Annotated in this window: 12 protein-coding genes and 1 pseudogene; 3 read left to right on the top strand and 10 right to left on the bottom strand. The window is 43.9% G+C overall.

Going from position 1 to position 20,155, the window contains the following annotated elements; translation table 11 throughout:
* Positions 1-33 precede the first annotated feature (33 nt).
* The 9 genes and pseudogenes from ruvA to E5342_RS13900 form a co-directional block, all read right to left on the bottom strand.
* A complete protein-coding gene (gene ruvA, locus E5342_RS13940) occupies positions 34-624 on the bottom strand; it encodes a Holliday junction branch migration protein RuvA (protein ID WP_121735441.1) in 591 nt (196 codons plus the stop codon).
* A gap of 64 nt (positions 625-688) precedes the next feature.
* Positions 689-1,576 carry an SMP-30/gluconolactonase/LRE family protein gene (locus E5342_RS13935; RefSeq protein ID WP_121735442.1) on the bottom strand — a complete coding sequence of 296 codons (888 nt, stop codon included), beginning with the start codon at positions 1,574-1,576 and terminating at the stop codon, positions 689-691.
* An 11-nt stretch (positions 1,577-1,587) separates the two neighbouring features.
* Positions 1,588-3,042, bottom strand: a complete 1,455-nt coding sequence (locus tag E5342_RS13930; RefSeq protein ID WP_121735443.1) for a TrkH family potassium uptake protein — start codon at positions 3,040-3,042, stop codon at positions 1,588-1,590.
* A 9-nt stretch (positions 3,043-3,051) separates the two neighbouring features.
* Positions 3,052-4,389, bottom strand: a complete 1,338-nt coding sequence (trkA, locus tag E5342_RS13925) for a Trk system potassium transporter TrkA (protein ID WP_121735444.1) — start codon at positions 4,387-4,389, stop codon at positions 3,052-3,054.
* 20 nt (positions 4,390-4,409) lie between these two features.
* On the bottom strand, positions 4,410-6,302 hold the full coding sequence (gene dxs / locus E5342_RS13920; RefSeq protein WP_135959592.1) for a 1-deoxy-D-xylulose-5-phosphate synthase: 1,893 nt from the start codon (positions 6,300-6,302) through the stop codon (positions 4,410-4,412).
* A gap of 204 nt (positions 6,303-6,506) precedes the next feature.
* A pseudogene (locus E5342_RS13915) lies at positions 6,507-6,971 on the bottom strand (transposase); the annotation flags it as partial.
* A 410-nt stretch (positions 6,972-7,381) separates the two neighbouring features.
* A complete protein-coding gene (locus E5342_RS13910) occupies positions 7,382-7,699 on the bottom strand; it encodes a DUF3244 domain-containing protein (RefSeq protein WP_246867118.1) in 318 nt (105 codons plus the stop codon).
* A gap of 131 nt (positions 7,700-7,830) precedes the next feature.
* Complete coding sequence (locus tag E5342_RS13905) at positions 7,831-9,564, bottom strand: tetratricopeptide repeat protein (RefSeq protein ID WP_121735447.1); 1,734 nt, start codon at positions 9,562-9,564, stop codon at positions 7,831-7,833.
* A gap of 228 nt (positions 9,565-9,792) precedes the next feature.
* Entirely contained in the window at positions 9,793-10,578 is a 786-nt protein-coding gene (locus tag E5342_RS13900; protein ID WP_121735498.1) for an inositol monophosphatase family protein, read from the bottom strand.
* Positions 10,579-10,755: 177 nt separating this feature from the next.
* Between E5342_RS13900 and E5342_RS13895 the strand changes: the two genes are divergently transcribed.
* The 3 genes from E5342_RS13895 to E5342_RS13885 are packed head-to-tail and all read left to right on the top strand — an operon-like array spanning position 10,756 to position 18,454.
* A complete protein-coding gene (locus E5342_RS13895; RefSeq protein ID WP_121735448.1) occupies positions 10,756-11,430 on the top strand; it encodes a TonB-dependent receptor plug domain-containing protein in 675 nt (224 codons plus the stop codon).
* 29 nt (positions 11,431-11,459) lie between these two features.
* Positions 11,460-16,076 carry a translocation/assembly module TamB domain-containing protein gene (locus E5342_RS13890; RefSeq protein WP_135959591.1) on the top strand — a complete coding sequence of 1,539 codons (4,617 nt, stop codon included), beginning with the start codon at positions 11,460-11,462 and terminating at the stop codon, positions 16,074-16,076.
* Positions 16,073-18,454, top strand: coding sequence for a BamA/TamA family outer membrane protein (locus E5342_RS13885; protein WP_121735450.1), 2,382 nt, complete (start codon positions 16,073-16,075; stop codon positions 18,452-18,454). The genes E5342_RS13890 and E5342_RS13885 overlap by 4 nt, the downstream gene beginning before the upstream one ends.
* Positions 18,455-18,939: 485 nt before the next feature.
* Here the strand turns inward: E5342_RS13885 and E5342_RS13880 are convergent, their stop codons facing one another.
* Positions 18,940-20,103, bottom strand: a complete 1,164-nt coding sequence (locus E5342_RS13880; RefSeq protein WP_121735451.1) for a 1-acyl-sn-glycerol-3-phosphate acyltransferase — start codon at positions 20,101-20,103, stop codon at positions 18,940-18,942.
* Between the last annotated feature and the right edge of the window lie 52 nt (positions 20,104-20,155).

Raw genomic sequence — 20,155 nt, 5'->3', positions numbered from 1 at the left:
AATTGTCAATCGTTAATCCTCAATTGTCAATTATCAAAGCATTCTAAGCGCAGTTTTAATTACTTGTTCCACAGCTAAAGCGGGCGAGCCTTTCAAAATAGCGGATACCGCTTTTTGCGAAGCCGCTTTCTGGAAACCCAACATAACCAATGCGGCTACGGCCTCCTCGGTTACCGCTCCATTAGAGACTGATGCCTCCGGCAAGTTTCCGGCCATACTCTCCATAGGTTTCACCTTATTTTTCAAATCTACCAAGATACGCTGGGCCGTCTTCAAACCAATCCCTTTCACGGCAGTCAATGCGGCCTCATTCTTTGAACCGATCACTTGAACCAATTCGGATGGCGGTAGAGAAGAAAGGATCATGCGTGCGGTATTCGGTCCCACTCCGGAAACGGAAGTAAGCAAAAGGAACAACTCCCTTTCGATTTTCTCGGCAAAACCAAATAGTAAATGAGCATCTTCCCGGATTACCTCATATATATATATTTTCCCGGTAGTCTTGCTCCCAAACGCACTATATGTATTCAAGGATATATTCAGTTCGTAGCCTATACCACCACACTCCAAAATCATACGTGTAGGTGTAAGTTCCACGATTTCACCCTTTATATATTCTATCATCTATATATCTTTTTAATATTCCGTACCTATTATAACGCAAAATTAATCAAAAACGTATATCGGGTTACCATTCTTTTCCCGGATAAGGAACCTTAAAGGTTTCAAAACAACCCCGATCCTGCAATGTCACGTAACATTGACAATGATCAGGTCCTCCGAATGTTAAGTTAGACGGCTGTTTTCCTGTCAATTGAATCTCTTCAACTAAATCTCCTTGCGGATTTAACAAAGCTATAGTGCCCTTATCATAACGGCAAATATAAAGATTTCCTTTCTCGTCACACTTCATACCATCCATACCGTACCCCTCAAAAGTATGAAATAGACGTTTATTCCTTAAAGTACCATCCGGGCATATATCATATACCCAAACTTTTAATTGAGCAGATTCATTAACGTACAAGCGTTTACCATCCTCACTCACAGCGATGCCATTAGTCGTTCCCATATTCGTCTCCAATAAGGAGACTTTCGCATCCGGAGTAATCAACCAAAGTTGGCCTTTCTGATCTGGCCAGTCCGGGTCACTCGCATACATATTTCCATTGGGGGCGAATGCAATATCGTTTGGTTGATTCATCTTTGGCTCATGAGCGAATACGCTGATCTTTTTAGATTTCATATCCACTTTTAAGATATTATGCCCTGTATAATCTGCCACGTACATATTTCCGTCTTTCCCAAAGCGGATACTATTCCCGGTAGATCCTTCCGGCAAAGTGAGAAAACAGCCATGGCTACCATCTGAGCGTACAATACCAATCGTCCCTTCTTTCTTATAATTTACGGCATATAAATTTCCTTCGCTATCTACAGCCGGACCTTCTATTCCTGAAGTAAATGTGTGCTCTGGCATCCAACCCGTTGCTTTCAATACATTCTGGGCATTTAAAGAAATACCACAATACAGAATACCACACAGCAGACTAGCAATACCCCATATACTCTTCATTTTCAACAATTTTACTGTTTCCAAAAACCGGGAACTAATATCGTTAATACCGTAAATATCTCCAGACGCCCTGTTAACATCAAAAAGGACAGAAACCATTTCGACACCGTGGGGACATCCGCAAAATTACTTACCGGACCAAGTGTTCCCAAACCGGGTCCTACATTACTTATAGCAGAAACAGCAGCACCAATCGCCTCCGAAAATCCCATCCCATCCAAAGATAAAGCCAAACAGCTCACCACGATTAACGTAATATAAGCGAACACAAAAGCTAACACACGGTGTACGATATCACCAGATACGACATGCCCGTTCATTCGTACTGGAATCACTGCATGGGGATGTGTCTGTTTCTTAAATTCATTGGAGAGATTCTTCGTTAAAATAACGAAGCGCCCCATTTTCAAGCCACCGCAAGTAGATCCGGCACATCCACAAATAAACATCAAGATCAATGCGATAAACCAGAAAAACGGCCCCCAAGGAATATAGTCATCCGTAGCAAATCCACAGGTAGAAACCAAGGTCACCACTTGGAAAGCCGCCTTACGGAACGCATTCTCTACATCCGAGGCGAATCCAAGGTACAAGATCCACGCCATGACAACGATAATAGCACTTAAAACAAAAAAGAAAAACCAGCGAAACTCCTCATCTTTAATCAATTTCTTCACATTTCCATTAAAACAGAAATAAACCAATGTCATATTGGTAGCTCCGATAAACATGAAAATAGTTATTACATACTCTATATAAGAGGAATTCCAATAAGCGATACTTGCATTTTTGGTTGAATATCCACCAGTAGATATAGCCGTGAACGCATGATTTACCGCATCATACAAATTCATCGGACCAGCCCATAAAAGGCCAACTAAAAAAAGTGTCAGAAAAACATACACCCCCCACAGGCGTTTAGCGACTTGCGTAATACGAGGACGAAAACGTTCATGGGTTATACCGGGCGTTTCGGCATCAAACATCTGGGAGGCACCACCTCCGAAAATAGGCATCAAGGCCACGGTGAATACGACCATACCGATACCTCCCTGCCACTGTGTAAGGCTCCGCCAGAATAAGATTCCTTTAGGCAACGCTTCTATATCCGTTAAAATAGTAGAGCCTGTAGTCGTAAATCCGGACATGGTCTCGAAAAAGGCATCGGTCACATTATCTATATATCCTCCAATATAGAATGGTAACATTCCAAATAAAGAGAATAAAATCCATGTCAGTGTCACGATCAACATTCCTTCCCGCCGACCGGCCGAATGTTCATTTGCCTTAAAGCCCATAGAGTAGAACAAAAAACCGGTCCCGAATAAGATTCCGCTTGAAATAAGAAGCGGATATACATCACTTCCCCGATAAAGGAAGGCTACGACGGTAGCAGCCAGCATAAAAAAAGTCTCAAGGATGAACATCACCCCTAGCATCTTCACTATAAAACGTACGTTCAACATAACTATCAACTAGTTAAAGTAGTCCTCCAGTTTACGCATAGCCGTATCCAAACAGAATACGACAACGTGGTCGTATGCCTGTATCTGAGTATCACCCTTGATCATCATAGGTTCACCGTCACGAATCAACCCACCGAGAGTCATATCTTTCGGCAAACGAAGATCCTTGACTTGTTTCTTGGTAATCTTTGAATCTGGGCGAGCCACCAACTCCGCCACATCCGCATTCGCAAAGGTTAAACATTTCACATTAGAGACATCCGCATCTAGAAGAAATTGATAAATATGGCTGGCCGCTATCAGCTTTTTGTTGATAACCGAACCGATGTCCATACTTTCCGCCAATTGGATATAATCAATATTCTCAATCTTAGCGATTGTCTTAAACACACCTAAACGCTTAGCGACCAGACATGCCAATATATTCGTGCTGGAATTTTCCGTCAAAGCTATAAAAGTCTGCGCATCCTTGATACCTTCTTGCATCAACAAATCAGTATCACGGCCGTCTCCGTTTATAATTAAGACATTACTAGGCACTACCTCAGCGATTCGATGACTTTTCTCTTTATTAGCCTCAATTACTTTTACCCGGATATTATTAGGTAAATATTGGCAAGCACGGATAGCAATACGGCTTCCTCCCATAATAATAACCTTCTTTACTTCCGGATCTTTCTTTCCGGCCAGTAAACGCACATCCTCTATATGAGATCGGGTCGTCGTAAAGAACACGATGTCACCAGACTCTATCCGGTCCGTACCACGGGGGATTATTGTCTCGTTCTTTCGCTTAATAGCGACGATATGATATAGCTTCTGCTCATTTAGCAATTCGGCCAATACCCGGTTTACCAAGCGGGAATTATCCCGAACTTTAACACCTATCAGAATTAAAGCTCCACCAAACAGCTCCCAATATTGGCGTGTCCACGGACGGCGTACAGCTGTCACGATCTCCTTAGCCGCCAACATCTCAGGGTAAATCATCGAGTTGATTCCCAGTTTCTCGAACAGCTCTTTATTCTTGGGTAATAAATATTCGTAATTATTGATTCGGGCCAACGTACGATGAGCTCCTAGATTATGAGCCAACATACAAGCTGTCATATTGGTAGTCTCCTCGGGAGTAACACTTACAAACAAGTCCGCTTTCTTGATCCCCGCCTCCTCCAAATCTCTAAGCGAGGTCGGATTCCCGACCATAGGGAGAATCTCCATACTAGATTTTGAGAAATTCAGCCGTTCCTCATTCGGATCCATCAAAATGATGTCTTGATTCTCTTGAGATAACATTTTCGCTAAATGTGTACCTACTTCTCCCGCACCGGCTATGACAATTTTCATATTTTATTAATTGACAATAATCAATTCTTCAACTGTTTCGCAATGCTCTCGGCATCCATACCACATAATTGATACAGTTCCGGTATAGAACCATGCTCGATAAACGCATCCGGCACTCCGATACGCTTTACATGAGGCATATAGCCATTGTCTGCCATAAACTCAAGGACAGCACTACCAAAACCTCCTTTTATCACTCCATTCTCTACTGTAACAATACGGTTATATTTCTGCCCGATCTCATGCAACAGCTCCTCATCCAACGGTTTCAAGTAGATCATGTCGTAATGGGCTATTGATATCCCCTCTTCTTTCACCATCTCGATGGCTTTGATCACCTCGTTTCCGATCGGTCCGATAGAAAGTACGACGATATCATCCCCGTCACGCAACTTTTTCCCTTTTCCAATAGGCAATACTTGCATCTCGTTACGCCAATCTTTCATCTCTCCCTTACCTCTAGGGTAACGGATTACAAACGGGCCATCAAAAGCGGCATAGCCTGTATACATCAAATTCCGTAAATCCAACTCATTCAATGGGGAAGCAATTACCAAATTCGGTATTGGACGGAGATAAGCTAAATCAAACACGCCATGATGTGTAGCCCCATCCTCTCCCACTAACCCCGCACGGTCCAGACAGATCACCATATGCAGTTTTTGCAAAGCTACATCATGAATAACCATATCATACGCACGCTGCATAAATGAGGAATACACGTTGCAAAAAGGTACCATTCCCTCCTTTGCTAATCCGGCAGAGAATGTCACGGAGTGTCCTTCTGCAATTCCCACATCAAACGCACGATCCGGAAAGGCTTTCATCATATAAGTCATAGAGCAACCAGAAGGCATAGCCGGAGTTACTCCTACAATACGCTCATCTTTTTCCGCTAGCTCTACCAATGTATGACCAAATACGTCTTGATATAATTGAGGCTCATCTAATTTACGAACGATAATACGCTGACCGGTTTCTTTATTGAACTTTCCGGGAGCATGCCATTCCGTAGCGGACTCTTCAGCAGGTTTAAAGCCTTTTCCTTTTTTCGTTTTGATGTGCAACAGCTTAGGGCCTTGCATATCTTTTATATCATTCAATACCTTCACCAGATAATTTACATCATGTCCATCCACCGGACCGAAGTAACGAATGCTGAAGCCTTCAAATAAATTATGTTGCTGGGTAAGTAATGCTTTGAGGCTATTGTTAAAACGTAAAATGTTTTCCCGACGATCGTTATTGATGAGCTTAATCTTCTTTAAGCCTCGATACACATCGTATCTCATTTTATTATAAGCTTGACTCGTCGTTATATCCACTAAATACTGGCTAAGACCACCTACGCTATGATCTATCGCCATATCGTTATCATTCAGGATAATCAACAAATTATTAGGGTTGGCAGACGCATTATTCAACCCTTCAAAGGCGAGTCCTCCGGTCATAGCACCATCCCCGATCACGGCGATCACATGGCGATCCAGTTCCTTCTTCAAAGCCGAGGCTACCGACATCCCCATCGCTGCAGAGATTGAATTTGAGGCATGTCCAGCAATAAAAGCGTCATACTCGCTTTCCGCAGGATTAGGGAATCCACTAATTCCTTTAAACTTACGGAGCGTATGGAAAATATCTTTCCTTCCTGTAAGTATTTTATGTCCGTAAGCTTGATGCCCAACATCCCAGACAATACGGTCATAGGGGGTATTGAATACATAATGAAGGGCGACTGTCAGCTCTACCGTACCAAGGCTTGCTCCTAAGTGGCCGGGATTCTCAGACAAAACATCGATAATATATTGACGCAAATCGGCACATACCTGCTCCAACTTATCCTGTGACAAATGTCTCAGGTCTTCCGGGAAATGAATGCTATCCAATAGATGTTCAACTTTGTTTTCAGCCATGTCTGCTAATTTTTCTGGCAAAAATACAGAATAAACGGCATATATAATAGTATTGTCTTGTCATTTCTTAGACAAGGGAAAAATCCATATTGATTTTAGCAACTAAATCCCATAACATTTCATAAAGGTGGCAAAACCAAGACACATCTCCTTTTTTGTCTATGCGACTATTTTTTCAGTAATCTGGTAATAAGGCCTAATTCCTCATATGTTACGCCACACGTGGTCTGATAAAGATAAATATAGCACGTGCAACCCTTCTCTTTCCCGCTTTCAGTAGTTTCGCACACAACTTTTTGATATTTAAAGCCACAGCGAAGAAAGCAAAGTCCATTGCAACCTTGTATTCTCCCACATGCCGGAACCCTCTGTACGCCATGTCGTGTTTCAGCCGTCCAAAAACCGCTTCCGGTTCAAGACATCGCCTTCCCCTATGCCTGAAGCCTTCTTCCGAGAGCAACCTTTCCCGTCCCGCTGTTTATATTGGTTTAACCGGCGGGGAACCTCTATAATGCGGTTACCTAGCGCTTTAAAGCAACTGCCACGCAAAGGACAAACTTCACACCCTCGTGCTTTATAACAGGCACTCTCGGTGATGTATCCGCTCGCTGTTCTGTCACGTCCGGTTCCTATACACCTCATGTGCTGTCCCATAGGACAAACGTAATAACCCTATTCCGAGTTGGAATGCATGCTCTCCAACACAATTAAGGAAATATGTACATTTTGGCACATCCTTTTTCGTTGTGAATTTCATAACTAAATTTTGCAAGTTATAATATAGTCACAGAATAACACTATTTGGAAATAAAAATAGGTCGACTACACCAAATTTGATTTCTTAAAAAACACAATAAATCCAACATTACCGGATTATCACATATATACCTGATAATAAACACATAAAATACTTTAATTTAAATCCGATTAATGATACATTTAGTGGTAAAACATGTATATAGATACGTATCCAAGTAAAGATTAGAATTTAGTACAGTTATCCTAATAAAAAAGAGCTGTACTTCCCATTTTACAGAGAAGCATAACAGCTCTTTCTCCTTACAAAGCCTCTCAATTTTTTATTTCAAGGTAAAGTTACCAGTCAAGTGTCCCAACTGATGTAACAACACAACCTGATACTGTCCACTTACCTCTCCCGCTAAAGAGAATAAATAAGTGCCACCAGCCTCTGAAGATACAACATCCTCATAAACTTTCACTCCTTTATCACTCATGACACATACAGTCAAGTTTGATAAAGCATCTTCAAAGTTCAAGGAAAGGATGTCTCCTTCGATTGACACAACTGGAGGACGATGTGTGCCAACAGAACGATAATACTCATCATCCCAACGACCTTCCGTAGGGATAGTGTCGCCGAATAAAGGATGAATCAAGCATAATGCAAATAATAATGCTAAAGTAAATCTCTTAATTTTCATAATCTGATGTTTATAAATTGTGAAGCAAACATATCATTCATTTTTCACAAATCAGCATTACTTTATTGCACAAATTATGCACATCCTTAAAAATCTCGAATAAATTTATCAAATTTCTCCGAAGAACCTTTATCCGTTGTATTTATTTTTTCATAAAGCCGCTTACGGATCATTGACACATTAGTAGGAGTTGTTACTATTAACATTGCAATCGTAGCAGGAGGAACATTTGACTTCACTAAACAACTAACTTTTAGCTCTATAGGGGTTAATTTTGAAACAAGCCCCATCAATCTATGAGTAAAATTATTATAGGTCTTATCTAGAGCATCAAATAATTCAGCCCAATCACAATCTTTAGGTCTCCACTCTTCTTTTATATGGAAACGATAATAAATGTCAGAAACTACAAAACGTTCCACCAAAAGTTTATTTTCTGTTTTAGCAAACAATAAATTCTGATTTTCAATCTCTAACCGTTGTTTCCTCAAAGTAATGAGTTCTTTCTCTTTCGTATCATAAGCAATAGAAGATGCATGCAACCTCTTTTCTAAATCGGCGATGAGCCCTTCATTCTTTTCTATAAGAATTTTATCTTCATGTTGTTTTCGCAATAATTCTGTCAACTTCTCACGTTGTTCTAATATACTCATTTTCCTCCTCTTAAACTTAGTATAAACAAAAATAGCAGACAGTCCAAAAACAATAGTAAGTATTATTGCAATGATGTTTACAATTAGGAAATTAATTTTAGCTCTATTAAATGCTATCGTAGTTTGAAGAAGTTTTGACTCTGTTTGATGATAATTGAATAAGTCTTGCTCTCTTCTAAATGATTCAGTTTGTCTTATTAGCATTAAAGAGTCACGTAATTCTTCATATTTGGATTGCCTTAGTACATACTCTTCCCATCGCTTACTACTTTTAGACAATTGAGATAAATGATAATAAGTACCAGCTCTAGTAGAAAGCCTTGTACTACCTAAACTTTTTTTTAAATAATAATCCGCTGAATCTAAATGAGATGTTTTCAAATATAATTCTCCTAGCGTTAAATAAATTGGATATAATTGCTCTTGACTCGCAGGATAGCTTAAGGCCATTTGGATATTACCAAAAGCTTTTGAATATAAATTCAAATCTAAATAGACTCCCCCCAATTCATTATATATAGAACGTTTTATAACGTCATTCCCGACACTTAGTGCCTTTTCGTAATAAAAAACCGCACTATCCTTTTTATGTATTACAGAAAAGACTCTTCCTAATCCTCTCAAAACAAAAGACTGTCCTACTGTATCACGTAGAATTTCAAAATATCTTAAAGCCTTTTTTTGAAAAACTAAAGATTTCTCGTAAACCTGTTGATCGGTATATAACATACTAATGCTATTGCACAAGCGCCCTAATAGCGCATAATCATCTATCTCATCTTCCTCCCGTAATGCTTTCAAATAATAATCCTGCGCATGAAGAACATCACCTAAATCTTGGTTTATTCTCCCTCTATAATACCAAGCTTTTGCTTTTTTTCCCCGATCTTCGTTTTTTTCAAAATATTCAGTAGAAATAGCAATCAACGAATCTGAAGTAGGTTTGACATAAGTCTTATTTTGCGCTTCTGTCAAAAGTAGATAGTACATAGCACGATCTTTTTCTGAAAGATCATCTACTCCTTGTACTGTTGATAGCAATGTTAAAACGCTATCGGGATGTTGGGACATTATCTCTTCCGCATGTTCATATAGACCTGAGTGATGGTTGCATGACATTAGACCTATAATAAAGAACAGAAAAAAGATGTATAGATTTTTTTTCATATCTGTAACAATTTTATTTTTCACAAATGTAAGTAAAATCTCTAATCCAAAAAGTCTTGATTTTTTTTACTAAATTAGACACACAGGAGAATTTACGGGCATTTGAATTCCTCCATCCACTTTGAAAATCAGAACAGATAAAACACCCTGCAAATAAGAAGTAAGTTTAAACTCTTTTACCTTCTAAATACACACAAAAGCACTAGAATACACAGAATCACTCTAGAATTAAGGCAACAAAGACAACGCAAGAGTGTGAATCTTGCTATTGCTAGCAACTACCTCCTCACTAAAAAAACAGTTCTTTCCGCCATCAAAATCCGATATCTTTCCTCCCGCCTGCAATAAAATCAAGGCACCAACAGCTACGTCCCAAGAGCCTAAATAGGATTCTATACGAGCATCAAAACGTCCTGCTGCCACATAACACAGTTCAGCGGCAGCAGACCCTATTAAACGGGTACCTCCCGCAAAACCAGACAATCTATCAACCAAATGAGCGGCTACCGGACGATAAGCATCAGAATTATAAGGAAAACCCAACGCAACAAAAGCTTTATCCAATACTGATACATCCGATACATGTATCTCATTCCTATCCAAGTAAGCCTTACCATCTTTCACAGCATAGAAACACTCGTCCCTACACACCTCATGAACTACTCCTAGCAATAACTCCTCCCGGTTTCTTAAAGCGATACTTACGTAATAAGGAGCGATATCATGAATATAATTTGAAGTACTGTCCAAAGGATCGATCACCCAACAATATTCCTCATCAGTCAAACTCCCAAAACCTTCCTCTGTGACTAAACCAGCTTCGGGTAGCAAAGTAGACAAAGCCTCTATGATCCGTCGTTCCGATTCTTTATCCACATAAGATACATAGTTATGAGCACTTTTTTCCTCCACTAAGTTTCGGTCAAACTTTCGGCGTTCTTCTTTTAAGAATGTCGCAGAAGCACGAGCTATTTCTCGAACCTCTTTACACAAATAGGCTAAATCAAATTCCATACCGTTCATTTTATTTTGGCAAATGTAATGATTTCCATTTATAGTAATCTCATTTTAGCGACAAATGAAACTATATAGAAACATAAAAATAATACCTATTACGAATTTGCCCTAAAACTCCGCCTTTAAGAAATATTATGTTATCTTTGTATTATGTCCAACTAAAAAGATTGAGTTGTGAAAACGATACATTATTTTTCAATCATCATCTTATTATTCAGCAGCCAAATACTTTTGGCACAGAATGATACTTTAGTCGGTGTATTGCGTGACATCAGTGATAAAATGATTAAACGCTATCCGGTCACGCTAGGCAGTCAGAATCCGATCACCGTGAAAACGAACAAACATGGCGTATTCACTATCCCGGAGGCTAACCTGAATGATACCTTGTTCGTCACTATTAAGAAAACAAGAAATGTAGTCAAAGTCCCGGTCAACGGATACAATTATATAACCATTACTTTAAAGAATAGCACATTCAACGCAGAGCGTAGTTTTGAACCTGATGAGGCCCTGAAAGAAATTATGGAAAGGGAACGAAACAAAATAGTCAGCTCAAGCGTTATGAATAAAGAAGAGATACAGAAAACCGGATGCCGGGATCTCTATTGCCTGCTACGAAGGATGAGTGGCATAACATTCGCCGATGGTTCCGTACGCATCCGTGCGAGCGTTTCCCTAAACAGTCCTAGTGACCCGCTAGTAGTGGTAGACGGTATACCGATGGACTTATCTGTTCTAAACACGATGCCCGTGGAAGATGTCTCGGAATTAAGAGTATTGAAAGACGCCGGTGAATACGGGGTGAGAGGCGCAAACGGGGCGATCGTCATAAAAACAGGCAAATAAACAAATAAGAAAAAGAGAAAAGTATTAACATGAGCGTATGGATTAAACGGATAGGAGTGATATGCCTAATACCGATCGCATTGGTATTGTTACTCTCTATATCATTATATATACCTCCTTTCCAAAACTTCGCAGTACGGAAAGCGACCGAATATGCGGGAAAAACGACCGGTATGCAGATCGGGATCGAGCGGATTAGGCTATCTTTCCCGTTAGACCTTACGGTTAAGGGCGTCGAGGTGGTGAATCCTCCCGCCGATACCTTGTTGAGTTTACAGAGCTTGACGGTACGGATTCGTGCTCTTCCTCTTTTGCGGAAGCAAGTATTGGTAGAGGCGATCGATCTCAGGAACGTAAAGGTTAATACTGGGACTATGATTGAAGGGATGGAAATCAAGGGATTCTTGGGGAAACTTTACCTACACGCCGATCGCATAGACCTGTCCGAGGAGAAAGCTACATTGAATACCGTAGATCTATCCGATACCGCCATTACCCTTCTATTAAATGACTCAACCTCGAAAGAAGACACGACATCCACACCCTTGAACTGGGTACTCAAGTTCGATAAGATTAGCTTGAACCGGGTAGCTTTCGCCCTACAAGTACCCTCGGATTCGTTACGACTTACAGCTTTCGTAGATAAAGCTGGGCTAAATAACGGCCTCGTGGATCTTGGAGCGGAACAATATAAGGCAAGAAACTTTGACATAACGAATTCCACATTCGCCTATGACGGGAATTACGCGGCACCCGAGCAAGGACTCGATTTCTCCCATATCCGTTTAACGAACCTGAACACCTCTATCGATTCCATCTTCTATCAAGGAAAAGAAATAAACGCCCACATCAAGGAATTCTTCGTGGAAGAACGTTCCGGCCTCAAGGTTTCAGCATTGGCAGGAAATATCCGGAGTGACCATGAACAGATAGATGTACCGGACCTACTTCTCCAGACACCGAATTCCGAAGTGAGATTGACAGCGACTATCCCTTGGAGCTTCCTCGAGGATCATCCGCAAGGGAGCATGAAAGCCCTGTTAAACGCCTCGTTGGGGAAAGAAGATTTATTGATAGCAGCAGGTTCTCTTCCGGAGGATTTCAAAAAAGCCTATCCGGACAAGCCTCTCGCTATTACGGCTGGCGTAGAAGGCAACCTCTCCAGTATACGTATCACACAAGGCGATATCATGCTGCCGGGAGCGTTTCAGATGAACGTCACGGGTAGCATGGAGTCCGTGACGGATAGCATCCGGCGAACCGGTGAGATTCAGTTAAAGGCTCGATCCGGTAATCTGGACTTTTTGCTGGCGATGCTTCCCGCCGCCCAACGGGATCAATTTGCCATTCCGGCAGGCATTCAGTTGAAGGGAAAGGCTACGCTTGCGAATCAAGAGTACCGTACGGAGCTTACTCTTACCCAAGATAAAGGCAAAGTAGATCTGACCGCCCGCTATCATCCGGTGAAACCGGATTACGAGGCTAATTTACGGATAGACAGTCTGGAACCTACCCATTTCATGCCCAAAGACTCTCTATTTTGGCTGACCGCCTCCGTCAAAGCGGAAGGCCGGGGCACAGACCCTTTCTCTGAACGCACGTGGGCCAAGCTGGACGGTAAGATTTCGGATATACGCTACGGCGCCTCATCGGTATCGAACGTATCCATTGATGGCTCTCTGGAAAAGAATTTGCTGAAAGTAGACCTGCTTAGCAAATACCCGTTAGCGAAAATGGATGTCTCCTTAAATGCGACCCTCCACAAGCACGAGGTGAAAGCAATGTTGATAGCGGATGTGGAGAACGTTGATTTACAGGGTATGCACCTAATGGCAAATCCTTTCGCCACCTCCTTCCAGCTTTTCGCCGAGGCGGAAAGTAATCTGGAAGAGAACAACAAGATAGACATTACGTTAGGAAACTGGGAGATCGTCACCTCGAAACAAAGCTTCAAGCCGAAAACGCTTACCTTGCATGCCCGGACAGATATCGATACCACCCGTGTGTCTTTCCACGCTGGGGATTTAGGGATCATCCTCACGGGTAATGATTGTATACATCACATCACGGATAAGTTGACCAAAGTATCGAATGATATCGTCCTACAATTGGAACGAGACTCGACAGTCAACCTAGAGATCCTTCGTCCACTCCTCCCCGATATGTACCTCGAGGTACGAGCAGGACAAGACAATCCGATCTACAACTATCTCCAAACCTATTACGTAGACTTCAAGAGCATAGCTATGAACGCCTATACCTCACCGGAAACGGGTATACGCATGGATGTCTCCATTTACGATCTGGCACGGGATACAATGCAGATTGATACCATACGGGCGGAGATGCACCAAGATTCACTCGGAATACTCTATAGCGCCCAAGTGATCAAGAATAAATACAGGCAGCAACAACCTTTCAATGCTGGGCTAGACGGGCAAATACGTTATGGCTTCGGTGACGCACGCCTTTATTTCAAAGACGGAAAAGGCAAGATCGGCTTGTTACTCGGAATCCGAGCCGATAAAATACAGAACGGGGTCAAGTTCCATTTCTTCCCCGATGACCCGATCATAGCGTTCCGCCCTTTCAAGCTGAACCCGGATAATTACGTTGCGGTACACAGCATGAAGGATATCGAGGCAAACCTGCGACTCAGCGGAGATAATAACGCCTCCCTCTGGATACATTCCCAAGCGGAAAATGACGAAATGGAGGAAGTCCACGCCGAATTGAACCAGATTGACCTTGCGATTATCTCCAATGCGTTCAGTTATATCCCGCCGATGAAAGGTATATTGAACGCCGATTTCCAGTACGCTCCTTCCGACTCTGCCTTCATGGTCGTAGCGGATATGAACATTGATGATCTGTATTATGAGAACGAGCGGGTTGGCGAACTCATGTTCAACGCTGTCTATCTACCTTTAGAGCAGGGGAACCATCAAGTGGATATGCACCTTTTCCGAGACCGGAAAGAGGTAAGTGCCATTACCGCCTTATACCAGATGGGCGAGACCGACCATATCAGCGGTAATATCGAATTCATGCACTTCCCCTTGAATATCGCCAACCCGTTCATCCCGGATGATATGGCGAAAATGGGCGGAGACCTCGATGGTACGCTCGCTATCAGCGGACAAAGCGATAAACCCATGGCCGAGGGATATCTGATTCTCGATACCGCCTCCGTTTATGTAGGCGCCGCAGGTTCTACCTTCCGTTTCGACGATAAGAAGATAGAGATAAAGAACAACCGGATCTTGTTCAACCAATATGGTATTTACGCATACAACAAGAATCCGTTTATCATCAACGGAGAAGTGGATTTCAACGATTTATCCCGCATGACCGCCAATCTTAAACTAACGGCGAATAACTTGCAACTGCTGAACGTTAAGAAAAACGAGGAAAGCCTTGTCTACGGAAAGCTGTTCGTCAACCTGAATTCTACCGTACGCGGGCCGTTGGGTGCCTTGACCATGCGAGGAGACTTGCAATTATTGGGCGGAACGAATATCACCTACGTGCTGAAAGACTCCCCGTTGACCGTGCAAGACCGTATGTCGGACATGGTAACCTTCACCTCTTTCACGGATACCTTACGTCGGCGCATGCCTCGTAAGCCCCCGTTGCCGATGGGAGGCATGGACATGTTGATGACGATCCACATCGATCCCGCCGTACAAGCGAACGTGGATTTAAGTCCCGACCAGTCCAACCATATCAATTTGGAGGGTGGCGGCGACCTTTCCTTCCAGTATACCCCGCAAGGAGATATGTTCCTGAACGGACGCTACACGCTGACGGGCGGAACCATCAAGTACTCCATCCCGGTCATCCCGCTGAAGGAGTTCAACGTACAGGAGGATAGCTACGTGCAATGGACAGGCAACCCCATGGACCCGACCTTGAACCTTACGGCTACCGAGCGAGTCCGTACGTCCGTCACCCTAACCGGGCAATCATCGCCCCGCTTGGTGAATTTCGACGTAGGCATCGAATTGACCCAGCGACTGGAGAACCTAGGATTGCAATTTACCCTTACTGCCCCGGAAGACATGGCGATGCAAGAGGAACTAACCTCGAAAGGCCCGGAGGAACGGGCAAAGCTGGCTGTCAGCATGCTCGTGACCGGTATGTACCTCGGTGGTGGCGGTGGTGGCGGCAAAGTGAACGTGAATATGGGAGACGCTTTGACCAGCTTCTTGCAAAGCGAGATCAACAACATTGCCGGAAGCGCCTTGAAGTCCGTGGATATCAGTTTCGGTATGGAGACGTACGATGATAATGGCGACGCCGGAGGTGGTACCCGTACCGACTACTCCTTCCGCTTCGCAAAGCGATTCTATAATGACCGTATCCGTGTGGTTCTAGGCGGTCGTATCTCTACTGGCGAGAACATTAACAACGGGCAGGCGCAACCGTTCATCGACAACATATCCGTAGAATACCGGCTGGACAGTAGCGGCTCCCGATACATTAAGCTCTTCCACGACAAGAACTACGAAAGCCTGCTAGAAGGTGAGATCACGGAGACCGGAGCCGGTATCGTGCTCCGCAAGAAAATGATGCACCTCAAGGAGCTATTCAACTTCAAGAAAACGAAAGTGAAACCCATAAATGACGAAAAAGAAAAGGAATGAAAAACGTTTTAACACATTTTAAGCGGCAAGCCTCGCCTTACCAGGCGAGATCGCTTACCCTTAGGCCGTGGCGCATCGCCACCAGAAACATCCTCCTATCCGTACTTCTTCTCTCCTCTTGCTCCACCACGAAGAACCTTCCCGAGGGAGCGGTCCTATATACCGGTATCAAGAAAATAGAGGTGAAGAACGAGGATAAGACCAAACCCGGCGAAGCCGCCTTGGAAGAGGTCGAGGCCGCCCTAGCCTATCCCCCCAACAACGCCTTGCTGGGAAGCTCCTCGATCCGGGTGCCTTTTCCTTTCGGCCTGTGGGTCTACAACGCTTTCGTGAACAAGAAAGGGAAGGTCGGCAAGTGGATCTTCAACAAACTAGCGTCGAAACCGGTGCTGATCACCACCGTGAACCCGGAAATCCGTGTCAAGGTAGCCCGGAATCTATTGAACGAATACGGTTATTTCAACGGAGAGACTTCTTTCGAGGTCATACCCGATCCCAAGAATCCCCGGAAGGCAAAGCTGGAATACAGTGTCACCATGAACGATCCGTATACGCTGGACAGCATCCAATACGTCCATATCCGTCACCGTGCCGACTCATTGATCGATGCCACGATCGGCGATCGTATCCTCCACAAAGGAGAGAATTTCAACGTCGTCCAATTGCAAGCCGAGCGGGAACGCATCTCGTCCTTGCTCCGTAACAACGGATATTACTATTTCCGTCCTGATTTCATCACCTATCAAGCGGATACCTTGTTGAACCCCGGGAAAGTGGCCTTACGGGTGGCCCCGAAGGAAAGTCTTCCCCCCTCGGCCCTCCGCCCTTGGAAGCTCGGGGATATATCCGTCTGGCTAAACGGCTACCAGAATGAGACTCCCACGGACTCGATCCGCTATAAGGACCTTACGATCCATTATGAGGGTAAGCTAAGAGTTCGCCCCTCGGTCATTTACAACCGTTTATATTTCAAGTCGGGGGAACTTTATAACCAGCGGGCGCAGGAACGGACGCAAACGGCCCTGTCCCGCTTGGGTATCTTCCGTTATGCCGAGTTGCAATATTCCCCCCGTGATACCATGCGCCGCCAAGATACGCTGGATCTGCGGATCAATACGGTCTACGATCTTCCATTGGACGGCGAGCTGGAGTTGAACGTCACCGCCAAGAGCAACGACCAAGTGGGTCCGGGCGCCATTTTCAGCGTGACAAAACGGAATGTCTTCGGAGGGGGCGAGACCTTCGGCGTGAAACTCCGCGGCTCTTACGAATGGCAGACCGGCAACAAGCTGGATGGTAGCAACTCCAAGATCAACAGTTATGAGTTAGGCTTGACTACCACGCTGACTTTCCCACGGGTATTGTTCCCTACATTCAACAAACGGGACATGAATTTCCCGGCCAGCACCACCTTCCGCCTCTATGCGGACCAGATGAACCGGGCCCGTTTCTTCAAGTTGCTGGCATTCGGTGGTGACGCCTCGTATGAGTTCCAGCCTACCGCCACGTCTCATCATTCCATCACCCCTTTCAAGCTAACGTTCAACTTGCTCCAGCATACCACGCATGAGTTCGACAGCATTACCAACGTGAACAAGGCCCTAAAGAAGAGTTTGCAAAATCAATTCATCCCGGCCATGAACTATACCTATACCTATGATGATTCCCCGATTACCAGTCGCCGGAACCATCTTTGGTGGCAGGCATCCGTTACCCAAGCGGGTCTAGTCTTGGATGGGATTTATGCGTTAGCCGGGAAGAAATTCAATAAAGAGGATAAGGAATTACTCGGCAACCCCTTCGCCCAATTCATCAAGGGAACCGCCGAAATACGTTATAATTACGCCCTCGGGCATAAGCAATATCTCGTAGGCCGATTAATGGCCGGCGCTATTTATAGCTACGGTAACGCCCGTACCTCCCCTTATAATGAGCAATTCTACATCGGCGGAGCGAATAGCATCCGTGCTTTTACGATCCGCAGCATAGGTCCCGGACGCTACTACCAGAACAGCGACAACAATAAATACGCTTACATCGACCGTACGGGTGATCTTAAATTCGAGACCAACCTCGAATACCGCTTCCCGATCCTTGGCGACCTTCATGGGGCCACTTTCCTCGACTGCGGTAACATCTGGCTGATCCGAAACGATCCAGATCGTCCCGGCGGACAACTGAAATGGGGTAGCTTCCTCAAAGATCTAGCCTTGGGTACCGGTTTCGGCCTACGCTACGACCTGACCTTTATCGTCATCCGTTTCGACGTGGGTATCGGCCTGCATCTCCCTTACGATACCGGAAAGAAAGGTTATTACAATATCCCGAAATTCAAGGACGGTATGGGCTACCATTTCGCTATCGGATATCCCTTCTAAGGACACTTTCTTACGGTACCCATCCAAAGGATACAAGAATGCCCATCGTAAGCATCTTACAGTGCCCAGTATAAGGAACTTATACTGGGCATTCTTGGAAGCCCTCGCAAGCGGCACTGTCTATCAGAGCCGTGCGGTAATATAACGTACCTCCTCTCAATGATTTCAATTTGTTGATCGCACGTTTCACGTCGGCCAACTTACTTTATGTCAATGATATGCAGCGAAGGCCGTGAAAGAGAACATAGAGATGCCTGCGAGAAATTGTTACGGTTGAGCCTTCCTATTGGATAAAAGTATTATCGGAAGTAGCTTGCTCTATCTGCCCGTGAAATGATTAGACCGTGTAGTGTTTGGCCAGACTATCCCTTGGTGGAATATACATTAGCGACATAGATTTTACGATACACCAGTTAACAAAAAAGGTGTCGTAAAAGGCTTCTTACGCTCTTTTACAACACCTCTCTATCAAAATCAATTGGAACTTATAAAGTTGTCAAATAGTTCTTCAACGGATTAGAGTACATCTCCAACAATTTCTTGCGCAAGAACGACTCATCTTTATTCGGAAGGACAATCTTATTCAACTGTCCTTGTATATATTCCTCGAACTGCTTCTTATCCTTCGGTCCGTAATGCTCGTGGAAACGGCGAGTAGCGTTCAGCCAGTCATAAGCTACATAATTGCAAGGATAGAAACGATAGTTCTTATAAATCTCCCGGTCGATAACAGACGCGATAGCACTTACCAGCTCATTCTTCTCCATATCCTTGTCCAGTTTGGCCAAAGAGTCGTTTATCGGGGAAGTGATCGTGAAGTGGACACGACCCTTATTATTCAGGATACCCGTTTCCATGCTCAACAAATCATCCCGCTGACATTTCACGTAATCCGGATCATCTCGCTTCATCTGGAATTCTTTCGCCTTCAAGAAATCGCAAGGGTCAAACTCGTAGGAGATAGCGACCGGTACGATATTCAAGTCCATCAAATTCAACAACAGATTATCCTTATCGCCGCCGATACTCAGCATCTTCAACACGCTACCCTGCGTACGATCGTCCGAATCCTTGGCACGTCCCTCACGCTGGGCGATCCAGACGGATTCTTTCACATCTTTGATCGCATGATGGATATAAGAGGAAAGCATCTTGCTAACCTCCAGCATCTGACGAACAGAAACGCCACGCTTCACGATAAAGCTGTTATTCAAGCGCACCAACGTCTCGATCCACGGACGGATCAAAAGATTGTCGCCGATAGCGACCTGCGTCATACCATACCCCACATCATATAACATGACGTTCAAGAAGGAGGCATCCAATACGATATCCCTATGGTTCGAGATAAACGTACATGCCGCCTTATCTTTCGGCAGACGGCTACGCCCTGAGATAGTAAGCGAGAAAGTCGTATTTTTCGCCACCGTCATTACAGCGTCATAGGCCAGAGTAGATTTAAACTCCTCCTTCGTCTTGCAAGCACGCATGGCAACTGAGAATTCCTCCCAATTCAAATTCGGCTTTATGTAACGTAAAGCCCGCTCGAAATCCTCATTGGCGACCAATTTTTCAATCGCATCCTTTACCTCACTATTGTTCAGCGGACGGATGTCATCGAAATTAGGGGAAACTGTTTCTGTATCCATTGTATATTATTTAATCGTTATATTTTTGCATAAAGTTTCAACATCAGAGTGT

The organism is Parabacteroides distasonis (assembly GCF_004793765.1).
Lineage (GTDB): Bacteria > Bacteroidota > Bacteroidia > Bacteroidales > Tannerellaceae > Parabacteroides > Parabacteroides distasonis_A.
Note: the sequence above shows the minus strand (reverse complement) of the source record. Positions and strands in the feature narration are given on the sequence as shown.